Source organism: Mucilaginibacter endophyticus, from assembly GCF_003351025.1.
GTDB classification, from domain to species: domain Bacteria; phylum Bacteroidota; class Bacteroidia; order Sphingobacteriales; family Sphingobacteriaceae; genus Mucilaginibacter; species Mucilaginibacter endophyticus.
This window is the reverse complement of sequence record NZ_QPCG01000002.1, coordinates 1,183,963-1,197,638: the sequence shown is the minus strand read 5'-3', so window position 1 is coordinate 1,197,638 and position 13,676 is coordinate 1,183,963. Positions and strand designations below refer to the sequence as shown.

Genomic DNA, 13,676 nt, shown 5'->3' with positions numbered 1-13,676 from the left:
ATTAAATAGGCGTCATATAACAAAACACGCGATCATGAAAAAACTAATCTTCTCACTAATGGCTTCGTTACTAACGGTTTCGGTAGCCTTTAATACTTCCGCGCAAACTGTAAGCCGTAATGTATCCGGCTATAATGGTATTGCCTGCGGAGGACCATTTAACGTATTTATTAAGATTGACGGAACTGAAAGCCTGAAGCTTGATGTTGATGCCAATATTGTTGATGATATCAAAACCGAAGTTGAAAACGGCGTACTAAAAGTTGAGTTTAAAGATCACTGGAAAAATCACCGCAATATTCAACGCGCCAATATCTACATCACTGCTAAAAGCCTAAACTACCTTGCCAATAGCGGTTCGGGAAATTCAACAGTTGAAGGGACAATGACCGGTGATAATGCAAAAATCGCGTTAAGCGGCTCAGGAAACATCAAAACTGCCGTTAAATCTGGTACCTTGGATATGAGGATCAGCGGATCTGGCTCAATTGACGTCAAAGGCAGCACAGGCATGGCCGATTGCCATATCTCAGGCTCAGGCGAGATCAACGGTAAATCATTAAGAACCGAAACTGTTGAAGCCTCAATTGCCGGTTCAGGAAATATCAATGTTATTGCCAGTAAAACTGTTTCGGCCCGTATTTCAGGTTCCGGAAGCGTCGTATATTCAGGCACTGCAATAATTGGCGAAACCCGCTACGCCGGCTCAGGCAGGGTTAGCAAAGCTGACTAATTAACTGCTCTTATAAAATATTGAAAGACTGTTCTGTTTAGGGCAGTCTTTTTTTGTTGTTGGTGTAGCGATTTGCCGTCAACTATCGTAATATAAGTTAAAACCTTCACTTTATGATAAAGCCTGTATTGATATTTAGAAAATTAGCCACCAGCCTGTTGGTCGTGGCTTTGTTTTTCATGGGTGCCTGTAAAAAAGATAAGGCCCAGGAACACGTCGCTTCGAAAAATACATCCTTATTTGGTCAGTGGTATATCCCAATAAAAGAGGGAGAGCAAAGCCGTTATTTAATTTTTGCATCGGATAGCTCTTTTTTGCTCGTTGATGTGACTTACAAAAATGGTAGTTCTACAACAGTTCAGTATACCGGCAAATTTCATACTAAAGGTGATGGGTTAAACATAGTTATCGCTAAAAAAACGGTAAGCGAGGGTGGTAATATCATTAGTACTGAACCTTCTGCGGCTCAATTTTACGTGAACTCGGCATTTGTTGTTGATGACCGTAAATTAACACTGAACTATGCCGATACCAACGGAGCTGCTTTGAAAAGCATTTTTGCAATGGTACTCCAGGATAAAGTTATTTAGTTTGAATTGATAGTTTGTTTTAAGCACCCTGGTAAGGGTGCTTTTTTGTTTTACGCTTTATCAATTTCGCCGGCCACCCGCTGCGCCGAACGGATGCTTGATTCCATTCCCCTGCTTAAATTATCGGCGTAAGTACCGGCAAAGTAGATCCGTCCGTTAGGTTTCATGATCTGGGGCCAAAAGCGGTGCATCTGACCTATCGGAAATGGTTCCATCTCGCAGGCCGGGGCAAATGCGTCTCGTGTCCAGTCTTTGGTCAAGGCTTGTTCAATAGTGTCATGCTTACCCGGGTAAACCTGCCTGAAGGCGTCAAGCACCTGCTGGGGTGTGAGGCCGCCTGGACCGTATGCTTTAAGGATCACCTTATCACTGCCAACTTCATTTGTTTCTTCCCATATGGATGATATGTACGGATGCTCAAATTCCATATTGATACTTTTGAAACCATCATCGAGCCAAAAACGGCTGCTTGCCTCAAATACATAAAAGGGGTGGGATGAATAAGTGGTGCGGTTAACCACATATTGTTTTTCGGGTGAGAGGGGCGGCGAAAGTGGAATAGTTTTAAAAATGGGCAGCGTAATACAATTCACCAGGAAGTCGGCACTCATTTCCTGTTCGGCTTTGCCGTATGGTTTGTATTTTACCGTAACGCCTGTAGCCGAATGGTTGATTGCTGTTATCCGATGGTTTAGTTTCACTCTGTTTCCAAGACGTTTAGCGAAGGCGATGGGCAGTTGTTCATTGCCGCCTTTTAAATGATAGGTGTCGCCCTCAGAAAGCGGAATACCCCGCGACTCCATAACATAAGCTCTCCAAAGATGATACAAAGCCGAAGTCCGCTGGCCGCCTAAATGGCCCATCGCCGCAACAGATGCCCCTTCTCTTTTATAGAGTTCACTAACAGAAATTTTATCAAAATCGTCATATCTAACACCGAAAGGTTGATATGGATCTGTGAACTTGCCGCTATAATTTTTCAGGTAGAAGGAACTTAGTGCATAAAAAGGGTTTTCGGCCAGGAATTTAACCTCCCGTTCATTAAAGCCCATTCTTGTTAATACGGCCGGGCTCTTCATTTCATCATCAGTGTAAAATTTACCGCCAACCATACGCAAACCGTTGCGGTTAGGTGCCGCGGCCGAACCTTCGGCATGAGGATAGGGTAGGGCTGTAAGCTTAAATGCATCCACATATTCAAAAAACTTTTCGTAACCCGGTTTGGTGATATGGTCGGCACCATAATCGGCATATAAACCATCTGACAAGCCATCTCTCCCTGTAAAAACATGACCGCCGTACCGGCCATCGGCCTCTAATATAGTTACATCATGACCGGCTTTCATTAATTCATACGCGCAGCAAAGGCCTGTAATGCCAGCTCCGGCAACAATTACTTTTTTGTCAGATGTTGGGCTGGTGCTATCAGGGGCTATGACCTTTGGATCATCAAATTGTTGGGCGCTCAATAATTGCGGCGCGAGGACAGTACCGGCACCGACCAGTATGGTATGTTTAATGAATGATCGTCTTTTAATATCTTTCATAGGTTAACGATGATTTGATGCAGAATAGCTTTCAATAAATTTAGGATTATTTGGCTATGATTATTTGCGTCAATTCAACTTTAAGGTTCCGTTAACCGGATGTAGAAGTATTGTAGGGAAACAAAAATGCCTGCCCGTAAAAACAGGCAGGCCCCAGACAGTTAATATATTATAGGTTCGGCAGATATCTATTTACAATGCAGGTGTTAACCCTTTGCGCTGGCTCTTCAGTTTAATTGCTTGGAATATCATAATGATTATAAACAGCACTAACAAAGTCATAAGTCCTGTTTTTACTATGGGCGAATCAGGGCCGTCAGCCAGGGGCTGTTCAACCGGGAGCCTTGTTAATGTTTCAACTACGGCAGGTACTAAGGAAAAGAATAAGGTGGCTGTCATGCCTATGGTTTGTACATAATCGGCTTTGCTGCCGAAAACGCGTAATGATGGTGCATAATAAACGATGGGAAGCAAAATCAAAACAAGGAACGACAGATTATGAGCACTACTCAGATGACCGGTTTTCATAACCAGGAACGAGGTTAAACAGGCCAGTACGGTAAAAATGCCGTAAAGCGTTCCGTTTTTGGTTTTAGGGGCGATTTTCCCATCCTGAAATAAAGCGATAAAACCAACAGCAACACCTACAAGGCTTATAGCTGTATGAATAACTCCGAATGTTGATAAATGATTTGGCATAAAGGTGATTTTTTAAGGTTAACGATATTTTGAAAAAGTGATTTTCTTGAGAACAATACCAGTTAACCAATCCTTGTGCCTGTTTTTTATATCTCTGATAATGAGTTGTTTATGTTTATTTGTGACTTTGTGATGACGATATATCGTAACGATTTGCTGTTGGTGACGGAATGCAGTAATTATCAGTTACTTAAATATTGGTACAAACTTTATCTATAAGAGAAGGTTTGTATTTATGTAGCACACTAATCTGAAACAAATGTTAAGCATTTATTATAAGATCTGGGTTGATGCCATTACGCAGGAAAGGGCAAAGAAAAGCGCGGGCGGTAACTGGAAAGCGTTTACCATTATATCCATGTCGTTAATTCAGGGTGTTAACCTGCTTACGCTATTGTTTATTCTTCGCTTTTTTACAGATATCCCTATCCTTTTTACGATAGACCTGACGAGGGATAAAGCCATAAACGCATTTATTGCAGGCTTATTGGTGTTTTTTATTCCCTTTGCAATTTTGAATTACCTGCTCATATTTTATAACCAGCGTTATGATAAACTGGTAAATTTATATCCCAGCCGTAACAGCAAGCTATATCGTAATTATGTTTTAATCAGTCTGGGTATCATTGTGATACCACTCATATTCAAAACAATTTTTTTATAAAGAGAGGAAAAGCTTAAACGCTTATGATCTGGTTTTTGATAGCGAAAAGTACCATGCCCGTTCTTGATTTAAGCCCGAACTTTTGAAATAACGATTCACGGTAATTGTCGATAGTGTGGGGGCTCAGGTTCATCTCATCGGCAATTTGCCTGTAGGTAAGTTCCGAGCAGCTTAGCTTCAGAAAAGTGAGCTCGTTTGATGTGAGCTCCTTTGATTTATCAGTCGGGGTGTTTTTATTTTGCATGGTATGCAGCAATTTTCCGCTTACCAGTTCATTTAGATAATAACCATGCTTTTGGATGGTTTGCATTGCATAAACCACGTCCCTTATTTTTGATTCCTTAAGCATATAGCCAACCGCACCGCTCCTGAGCATATTGATAATTGGTCTGTCCTCGTCAGACATGCTTAGTGCCAGTACCTTTACAGCGGGATGGTTTTTCTTTAACCAGGCCGTGGCATCGTAGCCGTCCATCACCGGCATCGTAATATCCATTAATATAATATCAGGCAAAGTGAACTTTTTGATCTTGCTAATCATATCCTCCCCATTTTCGGCATCAAAAACAACCGTGATCTCTTCAAAATCGCCAAGTAAACTGATCATACCTTGCCTGAACAAGGTGTGGTTATCGATAATAGCAATTTGTATAGGCGGAGTCGAAGTTGAGGTTTGCATTAATTATAGGTTATATCTATTAACCGATGTTAAAAAAATGCAAAATAGGAAAAATAATGTACTTGTATTTCATTTTATTATCCGTTTTGAACTAAAAAAAGGGTGATATCACCCTTTTTGATTTTTAATGCTTCAGCGAGATTTGAGATATTAAGAAATGCTCCAAATTTTGAATTGTACCCCTGAAAAATAACAATGTGAAGTATCTAACGCCAATGAAAAAGCATCAGAAATATTAAAAAGATAGCTCAGATGATAAACCTAAATTAAGGGAAGCCCTAAACCTTTTTGCTTAATTATTAAACATTGATGTTACCCATTGTAGAGGCCATTGGCCTCTACAATGGGTTCTTTGTTTTAAAGGCGCCTGTCTTCTTCTTTGATGGGCACATCGTTGATGCTGGCATAACGTTTTTGCATCAGACCGTTTTCGTCAAATTCCCAGTTCTCGTTTCCATAAGCACGAAACCATTCACCATCGGCGTTGTGGTACTCATACTCGAAACGTACGGCTATGCGGTTATCTGTAAAGGCCCATAGTTCTTTTTTTAGTTTATAGTCGAATTCTTTTTGCCATTTACGCGTTAAAAACTCAACCACCTGTTCGCGGCCGTTTATAAACTCCGAACGGTTACGCCATTCGGTGTCGATTGTATACGCTAAGGAAACCCTTGCCGGGTCTTGGCTGTTCCAGGCATCTTCGGCCAATTGCACTTTTTGAGTAGCAGTTTCAAAATTAAATGGGGGGAGTGGCAGCTTTTGTTCCATGATGGTAATAATCTAATTTGATACATCAAAGTTAAGATGACGCTGGCTGGTTTTATGGTACTATTTACGGTTCCTTTGGTATTAAGTATTCTTTTTTTAAATTAGATAACGCTTCACAACCAATTTATTACCTGTTGATCATGAAAGCCAAAACCACAAAATCAGCCGTGCTTGCCGATTCGGAAGGTGTAGACGCGTATATGCAAAAACTTGATCACCCGCTGAAGGATGTATTGGAGGTTTTAAGAAAGATCATCCTGAGTGTTGACGGTGAATTAGGTGAGCATGTTAAATGGAACGCGCCAAGCTTTTTGTACATCGGCGAAATGGGGCCTTTTGATCCCAAGGAATATAAAAGGTATGTGATTGTTTCAAACGTGTTTCAGAAAGATTGTATCCGGTTGGTATTCCCTTCTGGAGCCTGGATCAATGATACATCCGGTTTGCTTTCCGGTGGTTACGAGGATGGCCGGAGACTGGCCTTTTTTCATAATATGGAGGAAGTTGCCGCTAAAGAGGAGGCTTTGAAAAACGCGGTAAAAACCTGGTTGGCGATATTGGATAAGTAGTAACATAGTCATGATCAAATTCATCCAGAACATTAAAGATCTTAATGTAGAAGCTGTTAAGGCCATGATTGCAAAAGACCTGAGGTGGCTTACATGGGCAGAGGACAGTGGTAAAAACGCGCTTCATTATTTATGTGGTGTTGAAATTGCCAAACGCCCGGCAAACGCTGAAGATAGTTTGACGATACTTAAACTGTTGTTAGGAAAAGGTATGGATCTTAATGCCGTACACCGGATAAAAGAAGAGTGTGGCTTTTTTCCTGCTACACCACTTTGGTATGCCTATACCAGGGGCCGAAACGAATTGTTATATAAATATCTGCTGGTAAATGGTGCGGATCCGGAACATTGTATGTACGCCATAACCTGGTATAATGATGTTGAAGCTGCTGATTTGTTTAAAAGCTATGGCGCAAAAACAGATAACGGTATCGGTAACGATACTCCGTTTATGGCTGCCTACAATTGGAAGCGTTTTGAAATAGCCGAATGGTTTTTAAAGAATGGCGCTAACGTAAACTTTTCCGATAAGGATGGTAATACAACGCTTTTTCATGCGGTGAAACGGAAGTATAAACTTGACCATATCGGGCTGTTGCTCAGATACGGTGCCGATTTTAAAATAGAGAATAGAGATGGCCTGTCTGCTAAGAAATTGGCGGAGCAAAATAATCAGATCGGGGTTTTGAAGTTGTTTACCCGCTAAACATTTTTTACGTAGAGACGCATCACATGCGTCTCCTTTAGGAAAGGCTTTTGCATTGAATGACGTAGACGTTGCATACGGGAGACGCATGTGATGCGTCTCTACAAAAAATTACATCCAGGCCAAACACCCCATCAATATCAGCACCAGCTTACTTACTTTGCTCGGCAGCGTGTCAAAATGTTTTTTAAACGCAGCAGTAAAATGATGCGCGTTTTTGTAACCGACAGTCTCGGCAACCTCGCTAACGCTGCGTCCGTCTTTAAGTAATTTATGGGCGAGGCTCATCCGGCGTTCGGCCAGATAACCGAAAACAGTATGACCGAATAAGACTTTAAATCCCTTCTTCAGTTTAAAATCATTAAGACCTGTTTTGCGTGAAAGCTCCGCCAACGAACAGGGGTGTTTTAAATTTTGCTCTACTATATTTTTGGCTTCCAATAAACGCGTTTTGTCCGCATCGCTAAAAATAGGGTGTGTGGTTGTTTCCTCTGGCTGATGCAGGTTAATCAATAAATCCACTATGCCGGCTTCCAGCAGCAGGCGTTTTATATAAGGCGTTTGGTTATTGTCTAAAATATTTTTGCTGATAGATTGCGCCTTTGTCGTCAGATCTTTTTTTATCAGATGATCAGGATATTTTTTTGCATCTGCAGGCAAAGTTCCCTGGGCAGATAGCTTCTCTATAAATAATTCATCGATACATATTGCCAGCATGGTACTGTTGACGTGAATTAATATATTGACATTCAGACTTGCCCGGCAGGCGGAAGAGCAATTGCCCTTGTTCATTCTTATCAATATTCTTCCGGTATCTGCCTCCAGTTTACCATCCAACGCAAAAAACAGGATTCTGCATGGCTTAGGGTAATCCAGACTAATAGTGAATGATTGATCAGAATGAAGAACACTGTACACAGCACAGACACCATCAAACCAGCATTCATCTACTTTAATCCCGCCATCTGTAAGTGTTATCTCATGATGCCTCTTTTCTAAACATGATGCGGCATTAAAACCTTCCGGATAGGCCAATTGAAGACGGTTGGTTTGTGAAACAGGAGTAAGGGTTATGTGCATAAAATCCGTTTAGCGTTGTTTTCAATCCGTTTGGCGTTAACCAAACTTGGTAGCTATGCCACAAATTTGCATCATTATTTTTAATTAGTCTAAATAAATGAAAAATATTCTTCCTTTGGTACTTGTATTGTCTACTTCAACTGCTGCCTTTGCGCAGCGCGACACAACAAGGAAGGATAGCACCAAACAACTGAAAGAGGTAGTAGTAACCGGAACCCGCACCGCGAAAAGTTTACAGCAGGTACCTATCCCCATAACCCGCATCACATCCGAAGAAATAAAAAACCGTGGACTGGTACGCCTGAATGAAGTTTTATCGGAACAAACCGGGATCAACATTTTAGATGATCCGCATGGACAGGGCATCCAGATTCAGGGATTTGATCCGGCTTATACCCTCATCCTGATAGATGGCCTGCCGCTTATCGGTCGTAGCACCGGTATCCTTGAGCTATCAAGGATTACTACTAACAATATCGACAGAATAGAGATAGTTAAAGGCCCTACATCTTCCCTTTACGGCTCGGAGGCAATGGCCGGCGTAGTAAACATCATTACCGCCGAGCCTGCCAAAGGCTTTTCGGGTGGTGTAGCCGGGCGATATGGTACCAATAAAAATGCCGACGTTTCACTGAACTCGTCATACAAAACAAACAAATTCTACATCAGCGGTTTTGCCAACCGGAACAGCAGTGGCGGCTATAGTTTACAGCCTGCATCGGGCATACCAACGGTTTCGCCTTTTCATGGGTATACGCTAAATGGTAAAACAGCTTACCGTTTTGATGATAACACCAGTTTGAAACTATCTGTAAGATATTTTACCAATGATCAGGACAGCCGTTTTTCGGTTGACAATAACCGTTTTGCATCAGGCAAAGGCACCGAGAAGGATTTTAATTTGGCGCCGGTGCTTACCCACAGGTTCAGTAAAAAAGATGTTTCGGTATTGCAGCTTTACCGCTCGATTTATAAAACCAATTCTGATATCAGGTACGAGGATAATCATGACATCTATGATCAAACCTATTTCACTCAAACCTTTAACCGGGCCGAGGTTCAAAACGATTATGCCCTGCAGGATAACCTGAAACTAACTGCGGGCGTAGGCGGCCAGTACGAAACTGTTGAGGCTACCCGTTATACCAAACAACAATCGTTCACATCTGGTTACGGCTATTTCCAGGCAGATTGGATCCCTGTAAAAAAACTTGACATAATAGCTGGTGGCAGGTTTGACGCGCACAGCGTTTACAAATCGCAGTTTAGTCCCAAACTGGCAGCGAGTTACGCGCTTAGCGATAAGCTTACCATATTAGGTTCGGCGGGGAAAGGTTACAAAGCGCCCGATTTCAGGCAACTCTACCTCAACTTTACCAATGCCGAGGTTGGCTACAGCGTATTCGGTTATGAAGAAGCGCAAGCCGGTATAGCCCGTTTACAACAGGAGGGACAGATTGAAACCGTACTGATAGATCCCTCGACACTAAAAAGATTGAATGCGGAGAGTTCAACCGCTTTCAACTTTGGTTTTCGGTACAAACCGGTAACTAAACTTTACTGGACTGCCAACCTGTTCCGCAATAATATCAGCAACCTGATTGAAACCGCAGCCATCGCGTTGAAAACAAACGGTCAATCGGTATTCTCGTACTTCAATCTTAATAAAGTATACACACAGGGTGTAGAAACTGATGTCACTTATCAGTTGTTTAAACCTTTACAAATAGGTGGCGGCTTCCAATACCTCGAAGCTTATGATCAGGATGTACTCGACCAGATCAAGGCCGGGAAAGTATTCACCAAGGATCCTGAAACCAATCTCACCAAAGCCCTAAAACGCAGCGATTACGGCGGGTTGCTCGGCCGGTCGAAATATACCTACAACATCAGGCTCAACTATAACGACGAAAAGACAGGTATCAACACCTCTTTGAGAGCTATTTATCGCGGCAGGTACGGTTATAAAGACAGCGATGGCAACGGCATTGTGAATAGGGCCGACGAATACACCAACGGCTACATGTTGGTCAACGCATCGGTTTCCAAGCTGTTTATGAACAACGCGCTCCGGTTGCAGGTAACCGCGCAAAACCTGTTTAACCATAAAGATCCGCAGGTGATCCTGAACCTGCCCGGCAGGCTTATTTACGCCGGTGTAGCTTACAATTTTAACAAGCAATAATTATTAAACTATAATACATACAACACACATGAACAAATTCAAAACTTTATCATTGGCATTAAGCTCGGCTGTTATATTACTGGCATCATCATGCAGCAAAAACAACGACGATCCAACTCCAGCAGCAAGCAAGCTTACCACTAAAACCATTTCTGATCTTGACGGTGCGTCAAAAGCAACGGTTTATTTCAGCCTTGCTACAGGCGCGGAGGTTACGGGAGCTGACACCGCTTCGGCAACCAAGTGGGACCTTAAATTTAAATCGACCAGCATTTTTACAAATGGTGGTACATCAGGCACCGGGACAACCCAGGCCCAGGTAGTGAGCAGCACGTTTGAAGCTTTAACAACGGCTCCAACTGCCGATTATAAAACTGATGCAACGGGTGCTCCTGCCATTTCGGGCTGGTATACTTACACTGCGGAAACCGCTCCGCAGCACGCCATACTTGCTACTCCAGGTAAAATATTCGTGATTAAAACAGCCGATGGTAAATATGCCAAAGTGGAAATGATTAGCTATTACAAAGGCAATCCAAACACTACAACCGCTGCCTTTGCTGATCTTACTACCAGGCCGGCATCACGCTATTATACTTTCCGTTACGCTTACCAGGGCGACGGAACAACAAGCTTCAAATAGACAGGTTTTCTTTGGTTGGTTAATTATGTCGGAGGCCTCCCGTAAGGGAGGCTTTTTTGTTTATACTTGTTTTATGGAAACTCAAAATGCAGCTTACTATATCCGGTCGCTAAATTTATTACCTCATCCCGAAGGCGGTTATTACCGGGAAGTATTCCGCTCGGTGGGAGAGGTTAACCGGATTGGTAGTGCAGAAGTAAAACAGGCCTGCACTTCTATATATTACTTATTGGAGAATGAGGACTTCTCCGGATTTCACCGGATTGCATCCGATGAAATCTGGTATTTTCATAAAGGGCAGCCTTTGCTTATTCACGTCATCGAAACTGATGGCAGTTTGATAAGCCATGAATTATCTGATGAAAGTACCGGCAGCTTTTCGGTGGTTGTACCGGCAGGATTATGGTTTTCTGCCGAGTTAAAGACAGGCGAGGGCTTTACCCTGGTGAGTTGTGCTGTTGCTCCGGGTTTTGATTTCAGCGAATTTGAAATGGCAAAAAAAGTGGAATTAGTTTCGGAATGCCCTCATCATGAGGCTTTGTTAACAAGAATGTGCAGGGAATAGCAAGTTGAGGTACGAGGCACCTACGGAGCCTTGATTTTGTTTCTGTTTGCCTATAAACATGATACTCCTACGGAGTGTTGATCACTTATTTGTTTAATTACAGATAACTAAGTAAAGCATATACCCGCGTTTTCATTTTACTCTTCTACGGATAAGCCCACCCAATTAATGATGGTATCGCTGCTAAAAACTCCGTAGGAGTAACCTGTTTATAGCTAAGGCTTAAATTTGTAGTGGCTCCATAGGTGCCTCCTAATCTACGTGTAAACATCGCCATTTTAATATTCGCAATCCGCCCATTTTATTTAATTTTGCCGAATGGATTTTATTATTGAAGCAGCCGTAAAAGCAGTTAAACAACTATACCAAACTGACATTGAACCGGCTGCCGTTAGCATACAGGAAACCCGTAAGGAGTTTGAAGGCCAGGTAACCATTGTAACCTTTCCGTTTACCAAATTTTCGCGCAAGGGGCCGGAGCAAACCGGTACCGAAATAGGTGAATACCTTAAAAACGAATTGAAGGAAATTGCATCCTTTAACGTGATCAAAGGTTTCCTTAATCTTTCTATTAGCGATGAATACTGGATTAGCCAGTTGTATAATAATATTACTGCCGATGACTTCGCGGTAGCAAAACCAAACGGCGAAAAGGTAATGGTTGAGTATTCATCTCCCAACACCAATAAACCGCTGCACCTTGGTCATATCCGTAACAACCTGTTGGGCTATTCGGTTGCCGAAATATTGGCTGCCGATGGTTATGAGGTGATCAAAACTAACTTGGTTAATGATCGCGGGATCCATATCTGTAAATCCATGCTGGCCTGGCAAAAGTTCGGTAACGGCGAAACTCCTGAATCGTCGGGTATGAAAGGTGACCACCTGGTAGGTAAGTATTATGTTGCTTTTGATAAAGAACTGAGAGAGCAGCTTAAACCTGTTTTGACCGAAGTTTACGAAAAACATGACCTTTCGGTCTTTAAAGAAAATCAAAAGGCTAAGATTGAGGAGTCGTTAGCTACTATAGGAAAGGTTAAAGAGAAACGTGCACAAACCGACGAGGCAAGTCAAAAGTTGATAGCTGAGCTGGATGAGAAAATTGCAGGCGAGGAAGATAAGATTAAAGAGATAGCTAAGAATGCTACACCCATCATGATTGAAACTCAGCAAATGCTGCAAAAATGGGAAGCCGGGGATGAAGAGGTAATGAACCTGTGGAGAACCATGAACGGTTGGGTGTACGCAGGCTTTGCTGAAACCTACAAGCAACTGGGAGTTGATTTTGATAAATACTACTACGAATCGAACACATACCTGTTAGGTAAAGATATTATCGAAGAAGGCCTTGCAAAAGGCGTGTTCTTTAAAAAAGCTGATAATTCAGTTTGGATAGATCTTAGTTCAGACGGACTTGACGAAAAGCTTGTTCTCCGTGGTGATGGAACTTCGGTTTATATTACCCAGGATATGGGTACCGCGCAGTTGAAATACAACGATTACCACATGGATAGATCTATCTACGTGGTAGGTAACGAGCAGGATTATCACTTTAAAGTGCTGTTCCTGATACTGCAGAAACTGGGTAAAACAGGAGCCGACGGTTTATTCCATTTATCGTACGGTATGGTTGACCTTCCTTCGGGTAAGATGAAGTCACGTGAGGGTACGGTGGTTGATGCTGATGACCTGATGGCCGAGATGGAAACTACCGCCAAAGAGCAAACCGAAGCTATGGGCAAGGTTGATGCTTTTAGCGAAGAAGATAAGGTTGCGTTATATCATACCATTGGCATGGGCGCACTCAAATATTTCCTGTTAAAAGTTGATCCTAAAAAGCGCTTACTGTTTGATCCTAACGAATCGGTAGATTTTCAGGGACATACCGGGCCGTTTATTCAGTATACACATGCCCGTATCAAATCTGTATTAAGCAGGGCCGATTATAACGCTGAAACTAAGCCGGCCGTAACTGAACTGGCAGACGTTGAGCGCGATTTAATTGTATTACTTGATAAATATCCTGAAACAGTTAAAGAAGCCGCTAAGAGTTACAGTCCGGCAGTAATTGCCAACTATGTATATGAGCTTGCCAAAACATACAACAAGTTCTATCACGAAAAATCGATATTGCAAGCTGAAGACGAGGATTCGAAACAATTCCGTTTAGCCTTATCTGCATCATCAGCTAAGGTGATTAGCAAAGGGATGAAGCTTTTGGGTATTGAAGTGCCCGAGAGGATGTAGC

Annotated in this window: 14 protein-coding genes; 9 read left to right on the top strand and 5 right to left on the bottom strand. The window is 42.3% G+C overall.

Annotated elements, in window-relative coordinates; translation table 11 throughout:
* Nucleotides 1-34 precede the first annotated feature (34 nt).
* Together DUL71_RS12455 and DUL71_RS12450 are read left to right on the top strand one after the other, a co-directional pair.
* Nucleotides 35-733 carry a head GIN domain-containing protein gene (locus tag DUL71_RS12455; RefSeq protein WP_114938354.1) on the top strand — a complete coding sequence of 233 codons (699 nt, stop codon included), beginning with the start codon at nt 35-37 and terminating at the stop codon, nt 731-733.
* 113 nt (nt 734-846) lie between these two features.
* A complete protein-coding gene (locus DUL71_RS12450) occupies nt 847-1,323 on the top strand; it encodes a hypothetical protein (RefSeq protein ID WP_154402372.1) in 477 nt (158 codons plus the stop codon).
* 50 nt (nt 1,324-1,373) lie between these two features.
* Here DUL71_RS12450 and DUL71_RS12445 read toward each other — a convergent pair whose 3' ends face one another.
* Nucleotides 1,374-2,870, bottom strand: coding sequence for a flavin monoamine oxidase family protein (locus tag DUL71_RS12445; protein ID WP_114938352.1), 1,497 nt, complete (start codon nt 2,868-2,870; stop codon nt 1,374-1,376).
* 192 nt (nt 2,871-3,062) lie between these two features.
* Nucleotides 3,063-3,569 (bottom strand): hypothetical protein, encoded by a 507-nt coding sequence (locus DUL71_RS12440; RefSeq protein WP_114938351.1) that lies wholly within the window; start codon nt 3,567-3,569, stop codon nt 3,063-3,065.
* A 259-nt stretch (nt 3,570-3,828) separates the two neighbouring features.
* Between DUL71_RS12440 and DUL71_RS12435 the strand changes: the two genes are divergently transcribed.
* Nucleotides 3,829-4,233: a hypothetical protein gene (locus DUL71_RS12435; RefSeq protein ID WP_114938350.1), complete on the top strand. Its 405-nt coding sequence runs from the start codon at nt 3,829-3,831 to the stop codon at nt 4,231-4,233.
* Nucleotides 4,234-4,246: 13 nt separating this feature from the next.
* On the opposite strand, the gene DUL71_RS12430 is transcribed toward DUL71_RS12435, so the two are convergent.
* Together DUL71_RS12430 and DUL71_RS12425 are read right to left on the bottom strand one after the other, a co-directional pair.
* The gene (locus DUL71_RS12430; RefSeq protein WP_114938349.1) at nt 4,247-4,912 is read right to left on the bottom strand and encodes a response regulator transcription factor; all 666 of its coding nucleotides are present in this window, start codon (nt 4,910-4,912) and stop codon (nt 4,247-4,249) included.
* 357 nt (nt 4,913-5,269) lie between these two features.
* Nucleotides 5,270-5,680, bottom strand: a complete 411-nt coding sequence (locus DUL71_RS12425; protein WP_114938348.1) for a nuclear transport factor 2 family protein — start codon at nt 5,678-5,680, stop codon at nt 5,270-5,272.
* 140 nt (nt 5,681-5,820) lie between these two features.
* On the opposite strand from DUL71_RS12425, the gene DUL71_RS12420 reads away from it, so the two are divergent.
* The gene (locus tag DUL71_RS12420) at nt 5,821-6,249 is read left to right on the top strand and encodes a DUF1801 domain-containing protein (RefSeq protein WP_114938347.1); all 429 of its coding nucleotides are present in this window, start codon (nt 5,821-5,823) and stop codon (nt 6,247-6,249) included.
* Between the two features lie 10 nt (nt 6,250-6,259).
* Nucleotides 6,260-6,955: an ankyrin repeat domain-containing protein gene (locus DUL71_RS12415; RefSeq protein ID WP_114938346.1), complete on the top strand. Its 696-nt coding sequence runs from the start codon at nt 6,260-6,262 to the stop codon at nt 6,953-6,955.
* A 111-nt stretch (nt 6,956-7,066) separates the two neighbouring features.
* Here DUL71_RS12415 and DUL71_RS12410 read toward each other — a convergent pair whose 3' ends face one another.
* Nucleotides 7,067-8,035, bottom strand: a complete 969-nt coding sequence (locus tag DUL71_RS12410) for a helix-turn-helix domain-containing protein (RefSeq protein ID WP_114938345.1) — start codon at nt 8,033-8,035, stop codon at nt 7,067-7,069.
* 97 nt (nt 8,036-8,132) lie between these two features.
* Between DUL71_RS12410 and DUL71_RS12405 the strand changes: the two genes are divergently transcribed.
* From DUL71_RS12405 to argS, 4 genes are all read left to right on the top strand, one after another.
* Complete coding sequence (locus DUL71_RS12405) at nt 8,133-10,220, top strand: TonB-dependent receptor plug domain-containing protein (RefSeq protein WP_114938344.1); 2,088 nt, start codon at nt 8,133-8,135, stop codon at nt 10,218-10,220.
* A gap of 28 nt (nt 10,221-10,248) precedes the next feature.
* Nucleotides 10,249-10,863, top strand: coding sequence for an HmuY family protein (locus DUL71_RS12400; RefSeq protein WP_114938343.1), 615 nt, complete (start codon nt 10,249-10,251; stop codon nt 10,861-10,863).
* A 73-nt stretch (nt 10,864-10,936) separates the two neighbouring features.
* On the top strand, nt 10,937-11,428 hold the full coding sequence (locus tag DUL71_RS12395; RefSeq protein WP_114938556.1) for a cupin domain-containing protein: 492 nt from the start codon (nt 10,937-10,939) through the stop codon (nt 11,426-11,428).
* Nucleotides 11,429-11,746: 318 nt separating this feature from the next.
* Complete coding sequence (gene argS, locus DUL71_RS12390; RefSeq protein ID WP_114938342.1) at nt 11,747-13,675, top strand: arginine--tRNA ligase; 1,929 nt, start codon at nt 11,747-11,749, stop codon at nt 13,673-13,675.
* Nucleotide 13,676 lies beyond the last annotated feature (1 nt).

Excerpts from the sequence above, each read along its gene's own strand:
- DUL71_RS12455 (WP_114938354.1), top strand. The coding sequence starts at position 35 with ATGAAAAAACTAATCTTCTCACTAATGGCTTCGTTACTAACGGTTTCG.
- DUL71_RS12450 (WP_154402372.1), top strand. The coding sequence starts at position 847 with ATGATAAAGCCTGTATTGATATTTAGAAAATTAGCCACCAGCCTGTTG.
- DUL71_RS12445 (WP_114938352.1), bottom strand. The coding sequence starts at position 2,870 with ATGAAAGATATTAAAAGACGATCATTCATTAAACATACCATACTGGTC.
- DUL71_RS12440 (WP_114938351.1), bottom strand. The coding sequence starts at position 3,569 with ATGCCAAATCATTTATCAACATTCGGAGTTATTCATACAGCTATAAGC.
- DUL71_RS12435 (WP_114938350.1), top strand. The coding sequence starts at position 3,829 with ATGTTAAGCATTTATTATAAGATCTGGGTTGATGCCATTACGCAGGAA.
- DUL71_RS12430 (WP_114938349.1), bottom strand. The coding sequence starts at position 4,912 with ATGCAAACCTCAACTTCGACTCCGCCTATACAAATTGCTATTATCGAT.
- DUL71_RS12425 (WP_114938348.1), bottom strand. The coding sequence starts at position 5,680 with ATGGAACAAAAGCTGCCACTCCCCCCATTTAATTTTGAAACTGCTACT.
- DUL71_RS12420 (WP_114938347.1), top strand. The coding sequence starts at position 5,821 with ATGAAAGCCAAAACCACAAAATCAGCCGTGCTTGCCGATTCGGAAGGT.
- DUL71_RS12415 (WP_114938346.1), top strand. The coding sequence starts at position 6,260 with ATGATCAAATTCATCCAGAACATTAAAGATCTTAATGTAGAAGCTGTT.
- DUL71_RS12410 (WP_114938345.1), bottom strand. The coding sequence starts at position 8,035 with ATGCACATAACCCTTACTCCTGTTTCACAAACCAACCGTCTTCAATTG.
- DUL71_RS12405 (WP_114938344.1), top strand. The coding sequence starts at position 8,133 with ATGAAAAATATTCTTCCTTTGGTACTTGTATTGTCTACTTCAACTGCT.
- DUL71_RS12400 (WP_114938343.1), top strand. The coding sequence starts at position 10,249 with ATGAACAAATTCAAAACTTTATCATTGGCATTAAGCTCGGCTGTTATA.
- DUL71_RS12395 (WP_114938556.1), top strand. The coding sequence starts at position 10,937 with ATGGAAACTCAAAATGCAGCTTACTATATCCGGTCGCTAAATTTATTA.
- argS (WP_114938342.1), top strand. The coding sequence starts at position 11,747 with ATGGATTTTATTATTGAAGCAGCCGTAAAAGCAGTTAAACAACTATAC.